Here is a 20416-nt window from a genome sequence, read left to right as displayed (position 1 = left end):
GGTTGCGGCGGAGTGAAGGCCTAAGAAAGATCCGGACGGACCGATGGTCCGTCCAAGGATGGCCAGCTCCCGGGCTCCGTAAGGCCCGGTCATGTCGCGACGTGAGTCTGCGTCGCGGCGGAGGAGCAATGAGGGGGAGTTTCCCGATGGCCATGACGGGAACGGTCAAGTTCTTCAACGGCGAGCGCGGCTACGGCTTCATCAAGCCTGACGACGGCGGTCGCGACGTCTTCGTTCACATCACCGCTGTGGAACGGGCGGGACTGAAGGACCTTGCCGAAGGACAGCGTATCACTTTCGAAGTCGAACCGGACAAGAAGGGGAAAGGACCGAAGGCGGTCAATCTGGTGATCCTCTCCTAGAGCGTTTTCGCGCGAAGTGGACATCGGTTCGCGGCAAGAAACGCGTCAAACGAGAATCCAGGGCCCCGGCCGATTCCATCGGAACGGGAAAGGCTCTAGCTAGCCTGGCGCAAAAAAAATCCCGGCCGTGAGCGGCCGGGAGGCTGGTCCGGAATTTTCTTCTTGAGACGTCAGAAGTGATAGTTCACGCCTGCGCGGACAATGCTGGCGCTGTAGCCGTTTGACACGCCCGTAATTGCGAACTGACTCGTGGACAGATCGATGTAGAGATATTCGAGCTTCACGCTCCAGTTCGGCACGAGGCCCACTTCCGCGCCGGCACCAATGGTCCAGCCCGCGGTGGTGTGCGACTCCGTCCAGCCGAAGGTTTCCCCACGCAGCTCGCCGAACGCAAGTCCGGCGGTGCCGTAGAACAGCACGTTGCTGAACGCATATCCTGCGCGGCCGCGCAGGGTGCCGAACCACGGATTGGAGAATTTCCACGGAGCGAAGGTGTCGTCGGCGCCGGCGGCCTGGATGTCACCCTCGACACCGAACACCCACGGGCCGTTCTGGAAATTGTAGCCGGCCTGCACGCCGCCGACGAAGCCCGACGGCTTCGAGGGGTTGTTCTCCACCGAGCCCCATTCATAACCCATGTTGCCGCCGAGATAGGGACCTGCCCAGCTATAGGCATTGAGCGGCTGGTTGACGGTGTAGGGCGCACGCTGCCCATAATTGAGATCGGCGGCCTCTGCCGAAGCCGTCCAGCCGGCTGCAACCAACGCGGCCGCGCCCACAACGAGCCCCTTCATCACTCACTCCAACGCAACTGTCGCAACCCGCGCGACGCCTGCGCCGCCGCGCCGGCCTGTCGCATGGTTACGGAACCAAGAACTTTTCGCGTAGGATTTATCGAGAGTTTTAAGTTAAAGGGCTGTTAAGTCCGGTTACTGCGCTCTTAACAGACTTAAGGAAGCGTTACCGGGACCTGTGCGTGCGGCAGGGCCGGAACTTCAAATCAGCACCCTCAACCCCTAAATTCGTCCCATGGTTCACGATTCCACCGACAATCCGGACGACGCACGCGCGCACAAATCCCGGCGCGGCACGGCACCGGATGCCCCGCCCCGGGAGATCCAGCAGGAGACGGCGCCGCCCGACCTCGATCCGGCCAGCGCAAGCGGCGACGACGAGGACGATGCTCGGCTGCCTGATATCCTGGAAGAGAGCGGCGCCGTCGCCGAAGGCCCGCTCGCGACCGGCCACGAGGCTATCGAACGCGCGGTTCGGCTCGCCCCCACCTCGGCCGGCGTCTATCGCATGCTCAATGCGAGTTCCGACGTGCTCTATGTCGGCAAGGCCAAGAACGTCAAAAAGCGTCTGTCCAGCTATGCGCGCCAGAGTGCGCCGCTGCCGGCCCGCATCCTGCGCATGATCGCCGCCACCGCCACCGTGGAGATCGTCTCGACCAGCACCGAGACCGAGGCGCTGCTGCTCGAGGCGAACCTCATCAAGCAATTGCGGCCGCGCTTCAACGTGCAGCTGCGCGACGACAAGTCGTTTCCCTATATCCTGATCACCGGCGACCATTGGGCGCCGCAGATCCTGAAACATCGCGGCGCGCAGAGCCGGCCCGGCCGCTATTTCGGCCCGTTCGCCTCCGCGGGCGCGGTCAACCGAACCATCACGGCGCTACAGCGCGCCTTCCTGATCCGCTCCTGCACCGATTCCTTCTTCGAGAGCCGCACCCGGCCCTGCCTGCTCTACCAGATCCGCCGCTGCGCCGGCCCCTGCACCCGCGAGATCGATTTTCCCGGTTATACGACACTGGTGCGCGAGGCGACCGACTTCCTCTCCGGCAAAAGCCATGCGGTGAAGCGGGAGCTTGCCGGTGAGATGGAGAAGGCGGCCAGTGAGCTCGAATTCGAGCGCGCCGCGCTCTACCGTGACCGCCTTGCTGCACTCTCGGCGATCCAGTCGCAGCAGGGCATCAATCCGCGCACGGTGGAAGAAGCCGACGTGTTCGCCATCCACCAGGAGGGTGGCTTCTCCTGCGTCGAAGTGTTCTTCTTCCGCACCGGCCAGAACTGGGGCAACCGCGCCTATTTTCCACGCGCGGAAAAGACCTTCACACCGGAAGAGGTGCTCGGCTCCTTCCTCGCCCAGTTCTACGACGACAAGCCGCCGCCGAAGAACATCCTGCTCTCGCACGAGATCGAGGAGAGCGAGTTGCTCGCCGATGCGCTGTCGATCAAGGCCGGCCACAAGGTCGAGGTCGCGGCGCCCAAGCGCGGCGAGAAGAAGGAGCTCGTCACCCACGCGCTGACCAATGCGCGCGAGGCGCTCGGCCGCAAGCTCGCGGACACCGCGACGCAAGGCCGCCTGCTGGACGCCATGGCCGCGACATTGAACCTGCCGCACCCGCCCAAGCGCATCGAGGTCTACGACAACAGCCACATCCAGGGCACCAATGCGGTCGGCGCCATGATCGTCGCGGGACCCGACGGCTTCGTGAAGAACCAGTACCGCAAGTTCAACATCAAGTCGGAAGGACTGACGCCCGGCGACGATTACGCCATGATGCGCGAAGTGCTGGAGCGCCGCTTCAAGCGCCTGATCAATCCGCCCGAGGAGGGTGCCGCGAAGGCGAAGGACGACGACTTCCCGCAATGGCCCGACCTCGTGATCATCGACGGCGGCCGCGGGCAGCTCAACGCGGTCCGGGAGATCTTTGCAAATCTCGGCCTGACCCAGGTCTCGCTGATGTCGGTCGCGAAGGGACCGGACCGGGATGCCGGTCGCGAGACCCTGTTCATGCCGGAACGCGAAGCCATCAAGCTGGAGCCCCGCGATCCCGTGCTCTATTTCATTCAGCGCCTGCGCGACGAGGCCCACCGCTTCGTCATCGGCTCGCACCGCAAGCTGCGCAAGAAGGACATCCGCGACGCCGGTTTGCAGGAGATTCCGGGCATCGGCCCGTCACGCAAACGTGCGTTGCTGCATCATTTCGGGACCCTGAAGGAGATCGAACGGGCCTCGATCGCCGATCTCGGCAAGGTTCCAGGGGTGAGCGCCGAGAGCGCCCGAAGGATTTTCGAGTATTTCCATCCCCAGCCGGGATGAACTAAAGGGGGACCGCAGTCATATGAACGTCGTGTCCGCACCTCATTTGGGGCGCGGAACGGTTGACGTTCAGGCAGCAGCGGTATTGGTAGGACGGATGAACATCGCCACCACACGAGGGACGACCAGCCGCGCGATGTCCCTCCCCAACATCCTGACCTATGGCCGGATCGCCGCGATCCCGGTCGTGGTCGGATGCATCTATGCACAGTCGATTCTGGATCAGCCGCTCTGGCTGCGCTGGGTCGCAGTGGCCATCTTCATCGGCGCCGCGGTGACTGATTACCTTGACGGCTATTACGCGCGGATATGGAATCAGCAATCGGCGTTCGGCCGCATGCTCGATCCGATCGCTGACAAGCTGCTGGTTGCATCGTGCCTATTGATGCTGGCTGCGGACGGCATCATCCACGGCTGGTCACTGTGGGCCGCCATAGTGATCCTGTGCCGCGAGATCCTGGTTTCGGGCCTGCGCGAATATCTGGCTGCGCTCCGCGTCAGCGTGCCCGTGACCAAGCTTGCGAAGTGGAAGACCACGGTGCAGCTGGTCGCGATCGGGTTCCTACTCGCCGGGCCGGCCGGCGACGAGGTGGTGCCCGTCGTCTCGATGATCGGGCTGGCGCTGTTGTGGGCCTCGGCGATCCTCACCATCTACACCGGCTACGACTATTTCCGCGCCGGCATCCATCACCTCATCAAGGAGGACGAGGGATGAAGGTGAAGTATTTCGCCTGGGTGCGCGAGCGCGTCGGCAAGGCGGAAGAGACGATCGAGCCCCCCGCGACCGTGCGCACGGTCGAGGAGCTGATCGCCTGGCTCTCCGGCCAAAGCGAGGCTTATGCGCATGCGTTCGAGAGGCCGAAGGTGATCCGCGCCGCGATCGACCGCGCTCACGTCAAGCAGGATGCTGCCATCGCAGGCGCCCGCGAGATCGCGTTCTTCCCGCCCATGACCGGCGGCTAGACGTATGACCTGCCCCGTCACCATCCGCATCCAGGAAGACGATTTCGACATCGCGCGCGAGATCGCGCTCCTGACCAACAGCCGCACTGATATCGGCGCGGTCGTGAGCTTCTCCGGTATCTGCCGCGCCGACGAGGAAAGCGCCAAGGTCGCCGCGCTCACGCTCGAACATTATCCCGGCATGGCGGAAGAGGAGATCGGGCGCCATGTCGACGAGGCGACCTCGCGCTGGCCGCTGAACGGCGTCACGGTGATCCACCGCGTCGGCCGCTTCATGCCCGGCCAGAACATCGTGTTGGTGCTGACCGCCTCGCAGCACCGACAGGCCGCGTTCCACGCGGCCGAGTTCCTGATGGACTATCTCAAGACCAGTGCGCCTTTCTGGAAGAAGGAAGAGAGCGCCACCGGCACGGGCTGGGTCGAGGCCCACGCCCGCGACGACGAGGCCGCCGCGCGCTGGACCAAACCCTGATGGCCAAAGTGACGAAAAAGACCACGCGCGGCCGCGCCGCGCCGAAGCTCGCGAAGGTGGGGCCCGGGGAGCTTCTCACGCTGCTCGACTTCGTCCGTTACGCGGTGAGCCGTTTCGTCGAAGCCAGGCTCGCCTTGGCCCACGGCACGACCGACCCGGTCGCGGAAGCCGTCTTCCTGGTCTGCGAGGCGCTGCATCTCAATCCCGGACAGTTCGACGGCTTCGCCAGTGCCCGCGTGACCGCCGCGGAAGGCAAGACCATCCTCGATCTGATTCATCGGCGCGTCACCACACGCAAACCGGCCGCCTATCTCGTCAACAAGATCTATATGCGCGGCCTGCCCTTCTATGTCGACGACCGCGTCATCGTTCCGCGCTCCTTCATCGGCGAGCTCCTGGAGTCGCATTTCGGCGCCGAAGGCGAGGCCGGATCGCTGATCGACGACCCGACGGCCGTCGAGCGCGTGCTCGATCTCTGCACGGGCTCGGGATGCCTTGCGATCCTCGCCGCGCATCATTTCCCGAACGCCACCATCGACGCCGTCGACATCTCCAAGGGCGCGCTCGAGGTCGCTGCGCGCAATGTCGGCGAATACGGGCTCAAGGACCGCATCAGCCTCCATCGCGGCGACCTGTTCGCCCCGCTCGGCGGCAGGAGATACGACCTGATCATCACCAACCCGCCTTACGTCGATGCCGAAGGCATGGCGGCGTTGCCGCCGGAGTGCCGGGCCGAGCCGAAGCTCGCCTTCGACGGCGGCGCCGACGGTCTCGACGTGGTGCGCCGCATACTACGCGATGCGCACGATCACCTGACGCCGCATGGCGGGTTGATCTGCGAGGTCGGCCGCGGCCGCGAACTGGTCGACGAAGCCTTTCCGGAACTGCCGCTGCTCTGGCTGGACACGGAAGAGTCCGAGGGCGAGGTATTCTGGATCGCGGCCGCCGATCTCACCTGATTCATCACGACGGATCACGCTGCGTCGGAACAAGTCAAATACCGCCACGTTCATCCCCCGACGAATTCTGTAGTCTTCGGAGGGTGTCCGCATGCTCGCGCCATCGGGCGAATTGCTGCGCGCCGGCATGGCGCTCAAGCTCAATCACGTCAAACGCGCCGCTCAATCCTATTTGCGTGACCAGACCAGCCACGCAACCGGCAAGGTGACATCTTACGCGATGGCCGGCGGGCTGTTCGCGGTCGCGGGCCTGTTCGTTGTCGCAGCATTTTTCGTCGGACTGATCGCCCTGTACCGCTGGATCGCGATCACTTACGGCCAGTTCTGGGGATTTGGTGCCGTCGGCGCCCTGCTGCTGGTGCTGGCTGCGGTCTGTGCCGGGGTGGCAATGGCGCAGATGAAACGCAAGGCCAAGCCGATCGTGCCGCTTGCGAGCCGTCTGCGCGTGGCGGTCGCGACGCCCCGGATCCCGCGTGGAACGGTCAAGGAGGCGGTGAAGGAGGTCGCAACGACGATTCCCCTCGCGCCGCTCGCACCGGGCGAGCGCGGCGGCATCAAGACCTGGCCAGCCCGCGCCAACCGTCCCGTGCAGCTCGGCCTGATGCTCGCGGCGGTCGGCCTGGTCGGGCTGACGGCCGCCCGGCGGCGACGCAACAAGCACAGTCTGGAGGCCTGATGCTGGCGCGGCGCCCCGAACAGATCGACTCCTGGCTGCTGGTGGCGGCGACGGCAGTGTTCGTGCTGACCGCGGAGCGCTACTTTCAGGATTTCGGCCTGGCGAGGCCGGGGCCTCCGCAAGACCACCGCAAGGGCGAAGCGAATTCCCCGGAAACGCACCCGGCCGGCGCGGCGATGCAGCCGGGCCGCGGCCGCCGCGCGAAAAGTCCGTTGGAGATTCCCTGGTCGGGCTGGAAGGATATCTTCTGGCGGACCTATCAGCGCATCGACGAGGACCGCCTGCTCGCGACGGCGGGCGGCGTCGTCTTCTTCGGGCTGCTCGCGCTCTTCCCCGCAGTCACCGCGCTCGTCTCCTCTTATGCTCTGTTCGCCGATCCCGCCACGATCAGCGCCAATCTGCACACGCTCGCGACCATGCTGCCCGAGGGCTCGTTCCAGATCGTCGAGGACCAGGTCGCGCGCGTGGTCTCGAACGGCAATACGACCCTCGGCGTCACCTTCCTGGTCGGCCTGCTGCTTGCGATCTGGAGCGCCAATGCCGGCGTCAAGGCGATCTTCGACGCCCTCAACGTCGCCTATGAGGAACGCGAGAAGCGCAGCTTTATCCGGCTGAACATGGTCTCGCTGGCCTTCACCGTCGGCGGCATCTTGGCGCTGCTGTTGATGGTGGGAGCCGTCGTCGCCTTCCCACTTGCGCTCAATCATCTCGGCATGGCGCCCGAAAGCAAGCTAATCGTGGCGCTGGCTCGATGGCCGCTGCTGTTCGTCATCCTGCTGGTTGCACTCGCCATCCTCTATCGCTTCGCGCCGAGCCGTGACGCGCCGCGCTGGCAATGGCTGAGCCTCGGCGCCGTGACCGCCGCGCTCCTCTGGATCGCAGGCTCTGCCCTGCTGTCCTGGTATCTCTCGGAATTCGCCAATTACAACGCGACCTACGGCTCGCTGGGCGCGGCTATCGGCCTGATGATGTGGATGTGGATGTCGGCGATCGTCATCATGTTCGGCGCCGAGCTCAATTCGGAGATCGAGCGGCAGACGCTGCGCGACACCACCACCGGGCGGCCGAAGCCGCTCGGCACCCGGGACGCCGTCTCGGCCGACACGGTCGGTGCCACCGCGCCATTTTGATCGGTGGCGGTCGGGCCGGAGGCCGCCCCGACCGCATCCCGGGCCATCAGCGCTTGGTGATCACGGCTTCCAGATATTCGCTGTGCACCGCGATCGTGCCGTCGTCGGCGTGGTTGAACTCCCCGAGCAGCGCCAGCAGATCCCGCTTCAGCGCGGCCTGGCCGCTCTCGTCGAGGGCGGCAAACGCCTTCAGCGTAGGCCCGTAGAAGGTCTTGAAGATGTCGAGCCAGTGGTCCGGCGAGCGATAGCGGAACACGAACATGCGCGTCTCGGCGGCGATGTCGGAAGCCTGGCTTCCGAACATCTCTTCAAGTCGCGCAGCCGTGCCCCACAGCGCCGGTGACTTCACCCCCGCCGGCGGCGGCAAATGCCGGCCGATGGTCTTGAACAGCTGGCCGATGAAACCTTGCGGCGTCCAGTTGGCGAGGCCGATCTTGCCGCCGGATCTGCAGACCCGCGCGAGCTCGGAGGCGGCCTTGTCCTGATCCGGCGTGAACATCACGCCGAAGGTCGAGAGCACGACGTCGTAGGTGGCATCGGCAAACGGCAACGCTTCGGCATCCGCCTCGCGGAACTCGACCATGAGATGTTCGGCCGCCGCGCGCTCGCGTCCCCGCTTGAGCAGTGCCGGCACGTAATCGGTGGATGTGACCTCACACCAGCGCCGCGCCGCGGCCAGCGTCGCGTTGCCGTTGCCGGCGGCGACGTCAAGCACCTTGCTGCCGGCGCGTAAGTCGATGGCCTCACAGAGCTGTTCGCCGACGATCTGCAGGGTGGTGCCAACAACGGCATAATCGCCCGACGACCAGGCGCCGTACTGGCGCTGCTTCACGGCGGCAAGATCGGGTTCGGCTGCGGTTGGCTTCAGCGCTGCGGATGTCGACATGGCAATCTCCTGTGGTTGAAAACGCCGGGACGATAGGGCGCATGCGGTCCGCTGGCCTTGAGAGCGGCGTTATTTTACGCTGAGAGTGCCTTGATTTCCGGATGGGAGCCGCGGCGAGCCTGATACAGGCTGCCGGACGGTCACTATCCCCTCGAATCAACAATGATGTTAGGGTCATGCATTGCTTGGGGGAGCATGAGGCGTGACGGGTTCGAGCGCGACCTGTGTTTTCCCGGGTGAAGCAGACAGCTCTTAAAGGCATAGCGCGCGGCATGATTCGCATTTCGACGATCTTCATCGCCATCTGCATGGTCCTGGTCGCGGCCTCGCTCGGGCTCGTGCTCTATTCGGTCGCCGGCATCAGCGGAACGGAATCGGCGATCGTGGCGCTGACCGCGCTGACGTTCCTGATCCTCTACAACGCCGTGTCGATGCGGCTGCGCGACCGCAGCGACGTCGGCGGCCAGATCGCCGACCTCTCGCGGGGCACCGCCGATCTCGCCCGCCAGGTGGCCGAGTTCGGCCGCCGGCTTGCCGCGATCGAGGGCCGCATCGCCTCGTCCAATTCGGCCAACTCCGACCGCGTCCAGTCGGTCATTGGCGAGATCAACGAACTGGGCGGATTGGTCAGGCAGCTTGCCACCACCGTGTCGGCCCATGAGGATCTGCTGGCCGGCAACGCGCCGGCTCCCGCCCCGGTCACGAGGTCCGAGCCAGAGACGCCGGTCGATCTGGCTGCCCCCTTCGAGGAGAAGCCGGTCGCCGCTCCACCACTTCCCGCGCCGCCCCGGCCGGCCCCGGCGGTCCAGGCCCAGCCTGCCAGCCCGGCTCAGACCGGCAATGGACGCAACCAGACCCAGTTGCTGGCGATGCTGCGCAATGCAATCGACGAGAACCGTATCGACATCTTCCTGCAGCCGATGGTGACGCTGCCGCAGCGCAAGGTGCGGTTCTACGAGGCGGTGACGCGCTTGCGCGACGAGCGTGACCAGCTGATCGCCGCCGAGGAGTTCATCAGCATCGCGGAAGCCTCCGGGCTGATCGGGCGCATCGACAATATGGTGATGCTGCGCTGCGTGCAGGTGCTGCGGCGCCTGATGGTCCGCAACAAGGACGTCGGCGTGTTCTGTAACCTCGCGGCCTCCACGCTCGGCAATTCCACCACCTTCGCGCAATGTCTCGACTTCCTCGAAGCCAACCGCGCGCTGGCGCCCTCCCTGGTGCTGGAGTTCAAGCAGTCGACGTTCCGCAATCTCGGCCCGGCCGAGACCGAGAATCTCGCGGCGCTCGCCCAGCGCGGCTTCCGTTTCTCGATCGACCATGTCACGGACCTGCGCATCGAGCCGCGCGAGCTGGCCGACCGCGGGGTGCGCTTCATCAAGGTTCCGGCGACGCTGCTGCTCGATCCCAGGCAGGCCTCGACCTCGGACATCCACCCCTCCGATCTCTCCGACCTGCTCGGCCGCTTCGGCATCGACCTGATCGCCGAGCGGATCGAAGGCGAGCGCGCGGTGGTCGACCTGCTCGACTACGACGTGCGGTTCGGACAGGGCTTCCTGTTCGCGCCGCCGCGGCCATTGCGGCCGGAGGGGGCATCTGCTACCGCCGGGGCCCCGCCGAACCAGACGAAAGATGTTCAGGGACCTCATGGCTCCGGCACACCCAGCTCAGGCGCAACGTCTTCTGCGCCTCCGCCACAACGCATCACCGGCAACGCGGCGCTCGCGCGCCGCATCTGATCGGCCGCGCGCATCATGACCACGCTGCATTTTGCCGAAGGCCTGCGCGAGCTCGTGGGCGGCGTCAACGTCGTGCTCAGCGACATCTGGGGCGTGGTCCATAACGGGCTGGAATCCTTCCCAGAAGCCTGCGAGGCGCTGCACACCTATCGCAGCCGCGGCGGTACGGTGATCCTGATCACCAACGCGCCGCGCCCGGCCGACTCCGTGCAGCGGCAGTTGCGCAAGCTCGGTGTCCCCGATGAGACCTATGACGCGATCGTATCGTCAGGCGACCTGACCCGGCTCTATGTCGCCGAGCATCCCGGCCGCAAGATGTTCTGGCTCGGCCCCGAGCGCGACAACTCGATCTACCGCGGCCTCGATGCCGTGACCGCGCCGCTGGGGGAAGCCGACTACATCGTCTGCACGGGCCTTTATGACGACGAAACCGAGACGGCGGAAGACTATCGCGGCATGATGCTGAAGGCACGCGAGCGCAAGCTGACGCTGGTCTGCGCCAACCCCGACATCGTGGTGGAACGCGGTGACCGGCTGATCTATTGCGCCGGCGCGATCGCGGAGCTCTACCGCGAGCTCGGCGGCGAGGTGATCTTCTATGGCAAGCCGCACCGGCCGATCTACGAGCGCGCCATGGCGCTCGCCGGGGAACGGCAGGGCTATCAGATCGATCGCAGGAAAGTGCTGGCGATCGGAGATTCCGTTCGCACCGACCTGACCGGCGCGCGCGAATTCGGCATCGACTGCCTGTTCGTGACCCGCGGCATCCATGCGGAGGAGTTCGAGGGTCTTGACCAGCTCGACCCGACATCGGTCACGGAATTGTTCGGCCACCCGCCGAAGGCGCTGATGCGCGAATTGAAGTGGTGACGGCATAGCTTCTGTCATTCCGGGGCAGTGCGCAGCACTGAACCCGGAATCTCGAGATTCCGGGCTCGCCTTCGGCGCCCCGGAATGACGCATCAATTGAAAAGCCCGGGACGAGCCCGGGCCTTCGAATTGAGCTGAAAGCTTTGGCGGCCCTTACGCGCTCGCCATGTCCGGGAAAACCGCTTCGATCTTGGTCTTCAGCGTCGCCGCGTTGAACGGCTTGACGATGTAGTTGTTCACGCCGGCCTTCTTGGCCGCGATCACGTTCTCGGTCTTGGATTCCGCCGTGATCATGATGAAAGGCGTGGTGGCGAGGTTCGGATCCGCGCGGACTTCACGCAGGAGGTCGTAACCCGTCATCGGCTCCATGTTCCAGTCGGAGATCACGAGCCCGTACTTCTTGCCACGCATCTTGTTCAGCGCTGCCGAACCGTCGCTGGCATCATCGATGTTCTCGAAGCCAAGCTGCTTCAGCAGATTCCGGATGATACGGATCATGGTGCTGTAGTCATCCACCACCAGAACCGGCATCGACAAATCAACCGCCATCTCGACTCCCCCAACGCATACCCAGGAATTTACGATCAGACCCGCCAGGCCGGAGCCCGGCAGTTCCGCGGCTCAAGGACTAGCATCGAGGCGTTAAACAGCGCGTTAATTGGGGACGCCTCCGAAGGATTGAGATCGTGTTCAATGTCTGCGCTCCCCCCGCTTGACTTCATCAGGCCGGTCGAGCCACGGTCCGGGCCGGTCCTGCCCGGTTCGAGAATTTCCCCAGATGGCTCCGCCTTTTACCGTTATCCGCGACACAACGCCGGATTCCGCGATCCCGAGGGGCGCCGTGGTTGCCATGGGCAATTTCGACGGCGTTCATCTCGGCCATCGCGCCGTGATCGCGGCAGCCCTGGAGATGGGCCGGACGCATGGCCGCCCTGCGCTGGCGTTGACCTTCGAGCCGCATCCGCGGCGGTTTTTCAGCCCCAACACCCCGCAATTCCGACTGACGGACGAGCGGGCCAAGCTGCGGCTGTTGGCTGGCACCGGACTGGCCGGCGCTGTGGTCATGACCTTCGACAAGGCGCGCGCCGGAACCAGCGCGCAAGATTTCATTCACCATGACCTGATCGGGCGCCTCGGCGTCAGCGGCATCGCGGTCGGCTACGACTTCCATTTCGGCAAGGGACGGGTCGGCTCGCCGAGCCTTCTCGTCACCGAGGCCCCCCGGCTCGGCATCGAGGTCGACGTGCAACCGCATGTCGATATCGACGAGCGGCCCGTCTCCTCCAGCGCGATCCGGATCGCCCTCGCCGAGGGCCAGCTCGACGACGCGACCACCATGCTGGGCGCGCCCTGGTTCATTACCGGCGAGGTCATCCATGGCGAAAAGCGCGGCCGCGATCTCGGCTATCCCACCGCCAACATTCGCCTGGACCCCAATTGCGGGCTCAAGCACGGCATCTACGCGGTGCGGGTCGGCCGGGGTCCCGAGCGACTGGACGGGGTGGCCAGCTTCGGCCGCCGCCCGACCTTCGACAACGGCGCCCCGCTCCTGGAAATCTTCCTGTTCGACTTCAAGGGCGACCTCTACGGGCAGCTCCTCGACTGCGCTTTCATCGGCTTCATCCGCGAGGAGCTGAAATTCGACAGCCTGGAGGCCCTGATCCGCCAGATGGACGACGATTCCGCCCGCGCCCGCGCCATCCTGGCCGCCGCCCCGGACGCGTTTCCGAGGCTGGGCGTGATCGATTGAGCCTGAAACCGGGCTACCCGAACCTTTGCGCTTCCCTTGGCCCCCTGCTATGGGAGAGCCCATGTTTGCGCGGCGCATCATAGGGATTAGCGGCCCTGCTTCCGCCTGAGCCTTTGGCTCGGCGCAAGACCGGGATTTCGTCGTTCACCCGCGATTCCGCATCGCCATCCGTTCCCGCGCCCTTCCGAGCCAGTCAGCCTCATGTCCGAAAAGCCGCAAAAGTCGCAAAAGTCCGAAGCCAAAGACTATTCGAAAACCCTGTTCCTGCCGCAGACGGAATTCCCGATGCGCGCCGGCCTGCCGCAGCGCGAGCCGGAGATCCTCAAGCGCTGGTACGAGATCGGCCTCTACGAGAAGCTGCGCCAAGCTGCGAAGGGCCGCGCCAAGTTCGTGCTGCATGACGGCCCGCCCTACGCCAACGGCAACATCCATATCGGCACGGCGCTCAACAAGATCCTGAAGGATCTCGTCACCAAGAGCCAGCAGATGCTCGGCTTCGATTCCAACTACGTGCCGGGCTGGGACTGCCACGGCCTGCCGATCGAATGGAAGGTCGAGGAAGAGCACTATCGCAAGAAGGGCAAGCAGAAGCCCGACTTCCGCGACTCCGCCGCGATGATCGATTTCCGCAAGGAGTGCCGCGCTTACGCCACGCACTGGCTCGGAATCCAGCGCGAGGAGTTCAAGCGCCTCGGCGTGATCGGCGATTGGGACCATCCCTACGCCACCATGAGCTTCCCGGCCGAAGCCCAGATCGCGCGTGAGCTGATGAAGTTCGCCGCCAACGGCACGCTCTATCGCGGCTCCAAGCCGGTGATGTGGAGCGTGGTCGAGAAGACGGCGCTCGCTGAAGCCGAGGTGGAGTACGAAGACCACACCTCCGATACGGTGTGGGTGAAATTCCCGGTCACCTCGCCCGCGCACGGTGCGCTCGCCTCCGCAAGCGTCGTGATCTGGACCACCACGCCCTGGACGCTGCCCGGCAACCGCGCCATCTCGTTCTCGCCGAAGATCGCCTATGGCCTCTACAAGGTGACGGACGCGCCGGCCGACAATTGGACCAAGACCGGCGATCTCCTGATCCTCGCCGACGCGCTCGCTGGGGAAGTGTTCAAGCAGGCGCGGGTGACGGCCTATGAGAAGGTCCGCGACGTCCCCGGCGACACCATGGACGCGATCGAATGCGCCCATCCGCTCAAGGGCCTTGGCGGCGGCTACGACTTCATCGTGCCGCTCTTGCCCGGCGACCATGTCACCGACGACACCGGCACCGGCTTCGTGCACACGGCGCCTGGCCACGGCCGCGAGGACTTCGATGTCTGGATGGCGCAGGCGCGCGATCTCGACGCGCGCGGCATCAACACCGCGATCCCCTATACCGTCGACGAGAACGGCGCCTACACCGATCATGCGCCGGGCTTTGCCGGCAAGCGCGTCATCACCGACAAGGGCGAGAAGGGCGATGCCAACGAGGCCGTGATCAAGGCGCTCGTCGACAGAGGCATGCTACTCGCCCGCGGCCGGCTGAAGCATCAATATCCGCACTCCTGGCGCTCCAAGAAACCGGTAATCTTCCGCAACACGCCGCAATGGTTCATCGCCATGGATAAGGACATCGCGGTGGGCGGCAAGACCAAGAGCGGCGACACGCTGCGCGCCCGCGCGCTGCACGCGATCTCGGTGACGCAATGGGTGCCTCCCTCTGGCCAGAACCGCATCAACGGCATGATCGAGGCGCGGCCGGACTGGGTGATCTCGCGCCAGCGCGCCTGGGGCGTGCCAATCGCCGTGTTCGTGCGCGAGAAGGGTGACGGCTCCGCCGAGATCCTCCAGGACGAGGCCGTCAATGCGCGCATCGGCGAAGCCTTCGAGAAGGAAGGCGCCGACGCCTGGTACGCGACGGGCGCGCGCGAGCGCTTCCTCGGGTCACGCGCCAGCGAGGATTGGCAGAAGGTCGACGACATTCTCGACGTCTGGTTCGATTCCGGCTCGACCCACGCCTTCGTGCTGGAAGACCCCGTGCATTTCCCGGGCCTGTCAGGCATCAAGCGCAAGGTCGACGGCGGCACCGACACGGTGATGTATCTGGAAGGCTCGGACCAGCATCGCGGCTGGTTCCACTCCTCCCTGCTGGAGAGCTGCGGCACGCGCGGCCGCGCGCCTTACGACATCGTGCTGACCCACGGCTTCACCCAGGCCGAGGACGGCCGCAAGATGTCGAAGTCGCTCGGCAACACCATCGAGCCGCAGGCCGTCATCAAGGAATCCGGCGCCGATATCCTGAGGCTCTGGGTCGCATCCAGCGACTACACCGACGACCAGCGCATCGGGCCCGAGATCCTGAAGAACACCGTCGAGACCTACCGCAAGCTGCGCAACACCGTGCGCTGGATGCTGGGCACGCTGCATCACTACAAGCCGGCCGACGCAATCGCGCCCGCCGAGATGCCCGAGCTGGAGCGCCTGATGCTGCACGAGCTCTCAGGTCGCGCCGCCGCGATCGGCAAGGCCTATCGGGAGTTCGACTACAAGACCGTGGTCGCGATCCTGTCCGCCTTCCTGAACAGCGAGCTCTCCGCGTTCTACTTCGACATCCGCAAGGACACGCTTTATTGCGATCCGCCCTCTTCGCTGACGCGCAAGGCGGCGCTGACGACCATCGACCTGTTGTGCGCCTCGATCCTGAAATGGCTGGCGCCGATCCTCAGCTTCACCGCGGAAGAAGGCTGGCGCATGTACCGGCCCGGCGCCGAGCCGTCCGTGCATCTGACGCTGTTCCCGACCGACCTGGAAGACCTGCGCGACGACAAGCTCGCCGCAAAATGGGAGACGATCCGCAACGTCCGCCGCGTCGTCACCGGCGCGCTCGAGCTCGAACGCGCCGCCAAGAACATCGGCTCCTCGCTCGAGGCATCGCCGGTCATCTATGTCGCCGACCGCGACATGCTGATGACGCTGTTCGACACCGATCTCGCCGAAATCTGCATCACCTCGAACTACGAGGTGCGTGAGGGCGAGGCGCCGGCTTCGGCGTTCCGTCTCGATGCCGTGCCCGGCGTTGCGGTCGTGGTGGAGAAGGCGGTCGGCACCAAATGCGCCCGCTCCTGGAAAATTTCGCCGACGGTCGGCGAAGACCCCGAATACCCCGACGTCACCCCGCGCGATGCGAAGGCGCTACGCGAATGGAAGGCGCTGGGCGTGAGCGTCTGATCGGTCGCCCATGACCCCGCTCCGCGCCGGCATCTTCGCGGCCATGATCACGCTGGTGGCCGACCAGGCCTCGAAGCTCTGGCTCCTGAACGTGTTCGATCTCGCCGGTCGCGGCGCGGTGCGGGTGACGCCGTTCTTCGACCTCGTGCTGGCCTGGAATATCGGCATCAGCTTCGGCTGGCTCCAGAACGACAGCCAGGCAGCGCAGATCGCGCTGATGGCCGTCAAAGGTATCGCGGTAATCGCGCTTGCGATCTGGATGGCCCGCTCTCACACCGTGCTGGCTACGGTCGCGCTCGGCCTGATCATCGGCGGCGCCGTCGGCAACGGCATCGACCGCCTGGCCTATGGCGCGGTGGTGGATTTCGCCCTGCTCCACATCGAGATCGCCGGAAAAACCTATAATTGGTATGTGTTTAACCTCGCCGACGTGGCCATCGTTGCTGGGGTGGCAGCGCTATTGTATGATTCCTTCCTGGGGGTACCCGCCGCAAAAGCGCCCTGATCCCGGCCGATACGACCGGCAGGTGGAACCCGGCTCTTGCGAGGGTTAGAGCCGCTTACGGGCGGCAATCTGCCACGATATGGAACAGGTAACATGATGCGCAGCTCGAAGACCAGCGGTTCGATGGTGCGAGATCCCCAGTGGGGGTTCTGGCGGGCATTGAAATTGTCTGCTGTCGCGCTCGGTGTTGGCCTCGTCATGTCGACCGGCGCGGCCCGCGCCGGTGACGACGACGAGGAAGACGATATGACCTTCGAAGAGAGGCTCATCGACAATCTGATGTCCGGCATCGGCGCCAAGAGCATGGAGAAGAAGGGCATCGAATACCGCGAGCGCTCGCCGCTGGTGGTGCCGCCCAAGCTCGATCTGCCGCCGCCTGCGACCGAAGCCAAGGCTGCGCCGAACTGGCCCAAGGACCCCGAAGAAAAGCGCCGCAAGGAAGCCATCGCCGCGCGCAAGAAGGCCACCAAGGCAACGGAGAACTGGCAGGCCGCCCAGCCGCTGACGCCTGCCGAGATGAAGGCCGGCCAGGTCGCCGCAGCGCCCCGCACGAGCAACGATCCGATTCAGCCAGGCACCAACGGCAACCCCTCGCTAAGCCCCGCCGAACTCGGCTTCACCGGCGGTCTGTGGAACATGATGAAGGGTGGCAACAGCTCCGAGTCCAAGGAGTTCACGTCGGAGCCGCCGCGCCAGTCGCTGGTCGAGCCGCCGCCGGGCTACCAGACACCGTCGCCGAACTACGCTTATGGCGCCGGGCCCGACAAGTCGCGGCGGATGTACTACGACATCATGTCCGGCAAGGAGAAGGAACAATAGCGTTCCTGCCGACTGCGACATCCTGACAAAAGCGAAGCCGGCGCCTTTCCTGCGCGCCCGGCGCAATCGTAAATTGCCTATCAGTAACTTGCCTACGAGATGCGTTCTCTGCTTCGTGACGCGAAGCCTCAGCCGCACGGTGTAGCATGCCGTGCCTCCGAGCCGGACATCCGGGCTCGGCCTTTCAAAAGGATCATGATGTCCTCTTACCGATCGGCTGCCTGCCTCCTTGCTGCGCTGCTTTCGACGAGTGTCCTGTCTGCCGGCGCGTCCCTCGCCCAGACCACGGTGACTTCGGCTCCGCCCGCCAGCTTCACGCTCGGCAATGGCATGCAGGTCGTGGTGATCCCCGATCACCGCACGCCCGTCGTCACCGAGATGATCTGGTACAAGGTCGGCTCGGCCGACGAGACACCCGGCAAGTCCGGCCTCGCCCATTTCCTCGAGCACCTGATGTTCAAGGGCACCTCGAAGCATCCGGCCGGAGAATTCTCCCAGACCGTGCTTCGCGTCGGCGGCAACGAGAACGCCTCGACCTCGGTCGACTACACCAACTACTACCAGCGGGTGCCGAAAGAGCAGCTGCCGACCATGATGGAGTTCGAGGCCGACCGCATGACGGGCCTCGTCCTCAAGGACGAGAACGTGCTGCCGGAGCGCGACGTCGTGCTCGAAGAATACAACATGCGCGTCGCCAACAATCCGGACGCGCGGCTGAACGAACAGATCATGGCCGCGCTCTATCTCAACCATCCCTACGGCCGTCCGGTGATCGGCTGGCACCAGGAGATCGAGAAGCTCGATCGCGAGGATGCGCTCGCCTTCTATCGCCGCTTTTATGCGCCGAACAACGCGATCCTGGTGATCGCCGGTGACGTCGACGCCGCCGAAATCCGCCCGCTGGTCGAACGCAATTTCGGCTCCATCCCGGCGCAGCCGGCCATCCCGGCACGCCGCGTCCGTCCGCAGGAACCGGAGCCGGCCGCGCCGCGCACCGTCACGCTGGCCGACCCGCGCGTCGAGCAGCCGAGCATGCGGCGCTACTATCTGGTGCCCTCCGCGACCACGGCGGCAGCCGGCGAGAGCGCGGCCCTCGACGTGCTGGCGCAGCTGATCGGCAGCGGCAGCAATTCCTATCTCTACCGCGCACTCGTCGTCGACAAGCCGCTCGCGGTCTCCGCCAATGCCAGCTATTCGAGCATCTCGCTCGACCCGACCCAGTTCGCAATCTCCGCTGCGCCGAAACCCGGCGTCAGCTTCGCAGAGGTGGAGCAGGCGGTCGACGGTGTCATTGCCAGCGTTGCGCAAAACCCGATCCGCGCCGAGGATCTGGAGCGCGTGAAGACCCAGCTCATTGCCGAGGCGATCTACGCCCAGGATAACCAGGCGGTGCTGACGCGCTGGTACGGCGGCGCGCTGACCACGGGCCTGTCGATCGAGGACATCAGGAGCTGGCCCGACCGTATCCGCGCCGTGACCGCCGAGCAGGTCCGCGCCGTCGCGCAGAAATGGCTCGAGAAGAAGCGTTCGGTGACGGGCTATCTGATCAAGGACACCGCTACCGCCAAGCGCGAGGAGAAGCGTTCGTGACCTATCCCTTCCTTCGACGCATTGCATTCTCCCTTGCCACCGGCGCGATGCTCGCGCTCGCCGCTGTCTCGCCGTCACATGCCGCCGCAAAAATCCAGCATCTGATCTCGCCCGGCGGAATCGAAGCCTGGTTCGTGCAGGACGCAACCGTACCGCTGATCGCGATGGAATATTCCTTTGCCGGCGGCTCGTCCCAGGACCCGAAGGACAAGCCGGGCGTCGCCAATCTGGTCGGCGACCTCCTCGATGAAGGCTCCGGCGATCTCGACTCCAAGACGTTCCATGAACGGCTCGACCGCCGCGCCATCGAGCTCTCTTTCAACGCGACGCGCGATACGTTTCGCGGCAGCCTGCGCATGCTGCGCGACAACAAGGACGAGGCCTTCGACCTGCTCAGGAGCGCGCTGACCTCGCCGCATTTCAACACCGCCGACGTAGAACGCATCCGCTCGCAGGTCATCTCGGGGCTGCGCCGCGAGACCACCAATCCGACCTCGCTGGCGAGCCGCAAGTTCCTGGAAGTCGCCTTCGGCGAGCATCCTTACGGCCGGCAGACCAACGGCAACCTCGACAGCGTGCCGACCATCACGGTCGCCGACATGAGGGACTATGTCGGCCGTGTCCTCGCCAAGGACGGGCTGAAGATCGCGGTCGTCGGCGACGTCGATCCGGCGACCCTGGGCAAGCTGCTCGACCACACATTCGGAAGCCTGCCTGCCAAGGCCAATCTGACGCCGGTCCCCGACGTCGAGGCTGCAAAGCCGCCGCAACGCACCTTCGTGACGCTCGACGTGCCGCAGACCGTGATCACCTTCGGCGGCCCCGGGGTGAAGCGCAGCGATCCGAACTTCATGGCGGCCTATGTCGTCAACCACATCCTCGGCGGCGGCGGCTTGTCCTCCCGGCTCTATCGCGAGGTCCGCGAGAAGCGTGGGCTGGCCTATTCGGTGTTCGAATCGCTGCTCTGGATGGAGCATTCGGCGATCTTCATCGGCAACACCGGCACCCGCGCCGACCGCGCCGGCGACACCATCGACGCGATCGAAAAGGAAGTGCGCCGCATGGCCGAGGAGGGTCCGACGCAGAAGGAGCTCGACGAGGCCAAGTCCTACCTCAAGGGCTCGCAGATGCTGGCGCTCGACACCTCCTCCAAGCTGGCGCAGGCGCTGCTGCAATATCAGCAGGACAAGCTGCCGATCGACTATATCGAGAAGCGCAACGCCATCGTCGACGCCGTGACGCTGGACGACGCCAAGGCGGCCGCCAAGCGCCTCTGGGGCCAGGGGCTGCTGACCGTCATTGTCGGCCGCGCCCCGCAGGCCGCGGCCCAACCGGCGGCTGCGACGCCGAAGTCGAACTGATCTCTCCTCCAAGCGCGTC

At 65.2% G+C, this 20416-nt stretch carries 19 protein-coding genes; 16 read left to right on the top strand and 3 right to left on the bottom strand.

The window, feature by feature from the left end; translation table 11 throughout:
* Positions 1-146 precede the first annotated feature (146 nt).
* The gene (locus EHH60_RS15705) at positions 147-362 is read left to right on the top strand and encodes a cold-shock protein (RefSeq protein WP_008544396.1); all 216 of its coding nucleotides are present in this window, start codon (positions 147-149) and stop codon (positions 360-362) included.
* Between the two features lie 170 nt (positions 363-532).
* Here the strand turns inward: EHH60_RS15705 and EHH60_RS15700 are convergent, their stop codons facing one another.
* Positions 533-1156, bottom strand: coding sequence for an outer membrane protein (locus EHH60_RS15700; protein WP_199751497.1), 624 nt, complete (start codon positions 1154-1156; stop codon positions 533-535).
* 235 nt (positions 1157-1391) lie between these two features.
* Here EHH60_RS15700 and uvrC point away from each other — a divergent pair, with 235 nt between their 5' ends.
* The 7 genes from uvrC (at position 1392) to EHH60_RS15665 (ending at position 7667) form a co-directional block, all read left to right on the top strand.
* The gene (uvrC, locus tag EHH60_RS15695) at positions 1392-3467 is read left to right on the top strand and encodes an excinuclease ABC subunit UvrC (RefSeq protein WP_124160373.1); all 2076 of its coding nucleotides are present in this window, start codon (positions 1392-1394) and stop codon (positions 3465-3467) included.
* A gap of 97 nt (positions 3468-3564) precedes the next feature.
* Positions 3565-4182 (top strand): CDP-diacylglycerol--glycerol-3-phosphate 3-phosphatidyltransferase, encoded by a 618-nt coding sequence (pgsA, locus tag EHH60_RS15690; RefSeq protein WP_124160372.1) that lies wholly within the window; start codon positions 3565-3567, stop codon positions 4180-4182.
* Entirely contained in the window at positions 4179-4430 is a 252-nt protein-coding gene (moaD, locus tag EHH60_RS15685; protein WP_124160371.1) for a molybdopterin converting factor subunit 1, read from the top strand. The genes pgsA and moaD overlap by 4 nt, the downstream gene beginning before the upstream one ends.
* A 4-nt stretch (positions 4431-4434) precedes the next feature.
* Entirely contained in the window at positions 4435-4902 is a 468-nt protein-coding gene (locus EHH60_RS15680) for a molybdenum cofactor biosynthesis protein MoaE (RefSeq protein ID WP_124160370.1), read from the top strand.
* Positions 4902-5861 carry a 50S ribosomal protein L3 N(5)-glutamine methyltransferase gene (prmB, locus tag EHH60_RS15675; RefSeq protein ID WP_124160369.1) on the top strand — a complete coding sequence of 320 codons (960 nt, stop codon included), beginning with the start codon at positions 4902-4904 and terminating at the stop codon, positions 5859-5861. The genes EHH60_RS15680 and prmB overlap by 1 nt, the downstream gene beginning before the upstream one ends.
* A 91-nt stretch (positions 5862-5952) precedes the next feature.
* Complete coding sequence (locus EHH60_RS15670; protein WP_124160368.1) at positions 5953-6537, top strand: phage holin family protein; 585 nt, start codon at positions 5953-5955, stop codon at positions 6535-6537.
* Positions 6537-7667: a YihY/virulence factor BrkB family protein gene (locus EHH60_RS15665; protein WP_124160367.1), complete on the top strand. Its 1131-nt coding sequence runs from the start codon at positions 6537-6539 to the stop codon at positions 7665-7667. Before EHH60_RS15670 ends, EHH60_RS15665 begins: the two co-directional genes overlap by 1 nt.
* A 46-nt stretch (positions 7668-7713) precedes the next feature.
* Here the strand turns inward: EHH60_RS15665 and EHH60_RS15660 are convergent, their stop codons facing one another.
* Positions 7714-8553, bottom strand: a complete 840-nt coding sequence (locus tag EHH60_RS15660; protein ID WP_124160366.1) for a class I SAM-dependent methyltransferase — start codon at positions 8551-8553, stop codon at positions 7714-7716.
* A 272-nt stretch (positions 8554-8825) separates the two neighbouring features.
* On the opposite strand from EHH60_RS15660, the gene EHH60_RS15655 reads away from it, so the two are divergent.
* Both EHH60_RS15655 and EHH60_RS15650 read left to right on the top strand, forming a co-directional pair.
* Complete coding sequence (locus EHH60_RS15655; protein ID WP_124160365.1) at positions 8826-10292, top strand: EAL domain-containing protein; 1467 nt, start codon at positions 8826-8828, stop codon at positions 10290-10292.
* A gap of 15 nt (positions 10293-10307) precedes the next feature.
* Positions 10308-11162, top strand: a complete 855-nt coding sequence (locus EHH60_RS15650) for a TIGR01459 family HAD-type hydrolase (RefSeq protein ID WP_124160364.1) — start codon at positions 10308-10310, stop codon at positions 11160-11162.
* Between the two features lie 153 nt (positions 11163-11315).
* On the opposite strand, the gene EHH60_RS15645 is transcribed toward EHH60_RS15650, so the two are convergent.
* Entirely contained in the window at positions 11316-11711 is a 396-nt protein-coding gene (locus EHH60_RS15645; protein WP_008567674.1) for a response regulator, read from the bottom strand.
* A 229-nt stretch (positions 11712-11940) separates the two neighbouring features.
* Between EHH60_RS15645 and EHH60_RS15640 the strand changes: the two genes are divergently transcribed.
* From EHH60_RS15640 to EHH60_RS15615, 6 genes are all read left to right on the top strand, one after another.
* Positions 11941-12912 carry a bifunctional riboflavin kinase/FAD synthetase gene (locus tag EHH60_RS15640; RefSeq protein WP_124160363.1) on the top strand — a complete coding sequence of 324 codons (972 nt, stop codon included), beginning with the start codon at positions 11941-11943 and terminating at the stop codon, positions 12910-12912.
* Between the two features lie 201 nt (positions 12913-13113).
* Positions 13114-16122, top strand: coding sequence for an isoleucine--tRNA ligase (gene ileS / locus EHH60_RS15635; protein WP_124160362.1), 3009 nt, complete (start codon positions 13114-13116; stop codon positions 16120-16122).
* 10 nt (positions 16123-16132) lie between these two features.
* Entirely contained in the window at positions 16133-16627 is a 495-nt protein-coding gene (gene lspA / locus EHH60_RS15630) for a signal peptidase II (protein WP_124160361.1), read from the top strand.
* A gap of 96 nt (positions 16628-16723) precedes the next feature.
* Positions 16724-17446: a hypothetical protein gene (locus EHH60_RS15625; RefSeq protein WP_199751521.1), complete on the top strand. Its 723-nt coding sequence runs from the start codon at positions 16724-16726 to the stop codon at positions 17444-17446.
* Positions 17447-17641: 195 nt separating this feature from the next.
* Complete coding sequence (locus tag EHH60_RS15620; protein ID WP_502697408.1) at positions 17642-19036, top strand: M16 family metallopeptidase; 1395 nt, start codon at positions 17642-17644, stop codon at positions 19034-19036.
* On the top strand, positions 19033-20397 hold the full coding sequence (locus tag EHH60_RS15615) for a M16 family metallopeptidase (RefSeq protein WP_199751496.1): 1365 nt from the start codon (positions 19033-19035) through the stop codon (positions 20395-20397). The genes EHH60_RS15620 and EHH60_RS15615 overlap by 4 nt, the downstream gene beginning before the upstream one ends.
* Positions 20398-20416: the final 19 nt, after the last annotated feature.

The organism is Bradyrhizobium sp. RP6 (assembly GCF_003837805.1).
Taxonomy (GTDB): domain Bacteria; phylum Pseudomonadota; class Alphaproteobacteria; order Rhizobiales; family Xanthobacteraceae; genus Bradyrhizobium.
Note: the sequence above shows the minus strand (reverse complement) of the source record. Positions and strands in the feature narration are given on the sequence as shown.

Excerpts from the sequence above, each read along its gene's own strand:
- EHH60_RS15705 (WP_008544396.1), top strand. The coding sequence starts at position 147 with ATGGCCATGACGGGAACGGTCAAGTTCTTCAACGGCGAGCGCGGCTAC.
- EHH60_RS15700 (WP_199751497.1), bottom strand. The coding sequence starts at position 1,156 with ATGAAGGGGCTCGTTGTGGGCGCGGCCGCGTTGGTTGCAGCCGGCTGG.
- uvrC (WP_124160373.1), top strand. The coding sequence starts at position 1,392 with ATGGTTCACGATTCCACCGACAATCCGGACGACGCACGCGCGCACAAA.
- pgsA (WP_124160372.1), top strand. The coding sequence starts at position 3,565 with ATGAACATCGCCACCACACGAGGGACGACCAGCCGCGCGATGTCCCTC.
- moaD (WP_124160371.1), top strand. The coding sequence starts at position 4,179 with ATGAAGGTGAAGTATTTCGCCTGGGTGCGCGAGCGCGTCGGCAAGGCG.
- EHH60_RS15680 (WP_124160370.1), top strand. The coding sequence starts at position 4,435 with ATGACCTGCCCCGTCACCATCCGCATCCAGGAAGACGATTTCGACATC.
- prmB (WP_124160369.1), top strand. The coding sequence starts at position 4,902 with ATGGCCAAAGTGACGAAAAAGACCACGCGCGGCCGCGCCGCGCCGAAG.
- EHH60_RS15670 (WP_124160368.1), top strand. The coding sequence starts at position 5,953 with ATGCTCGCGCCATCGGGCGAATTGCTGCGCGCCGGCATGGCGCTCAAG.
- EHH60_RS15665 (WP_124160367.1), top strand. The coding sequence starts at position 6,537 with ATGCTGGCGCGGCGCCCCGAACAGATCGACTCCTGGCTGCTGGTGGCG.
- EHH60_RS15660 (WP_124160366.1), bottom strand. The coding sequence starts at position 8,553 with ATGTCGACATCCGCAGCGCTGAAGCCAACCGCAGCCGAACCCGATCTT.
- EHH60_RS15655 (WP_124160365.1), top strand. The coding sequence starts at position 8,826 with ATGATTCGCATTTCGACGATCTTCATCGCCATCTGCATGGTCCTGGTC.
- EHH60_RS15650 (WP_124160364.1), top strand. The coding sequence starts at position 10,308 with ATGACCACGCTGCATTTTGCCGAAGGCCTGCGCGAGCTCGTGGGCGGC.
- EHH60_RS15645 (WP_008567674.1), bottom strand. The coding sequence starts at position 11,711 with ATGGCGGTTGATTTGTCGATGCCGGTTCTGGTGGTGGATGACTACAGC.
- EHH60_RS15640 (WP_124160363.1), top strand. The coding sequence starts at position 11,941 with ATGGCTCCGCCTTTTACCGTTATCCGCGACACAACGCCGGATTCCGCG.
- ileS (WP_124160362.1), top strand. The coding sequence starts at position 13,114 with ATGTCCGAAAAGCCGCAAAAGTCGCAAAAGTCCGAAGCCAAAGACTAT.
- lspA (WP_124160361.1), top strand. The coding sequence starts at position 16,133 with ATGACCCCGCTCCGCGCCGGCATCTTCGCGGCCATGATCACGCTGGTG.
- EHH60_RS15625 (WP_199751521.1), top strand. The coding sequence starts at position 16,724 with ATGCGCAGCTCGAAGACCAGCGGTTCGATGGTGCGAGATCCCCAGTGG.
- EHH60_RS15620 (WP_502697408.1), top strand. The coding sequence starts at position 17,642 with ATGATGTCCTCTTACCGATCGGCTGCCTGCCTCCTTGCTGCGCTGCTT.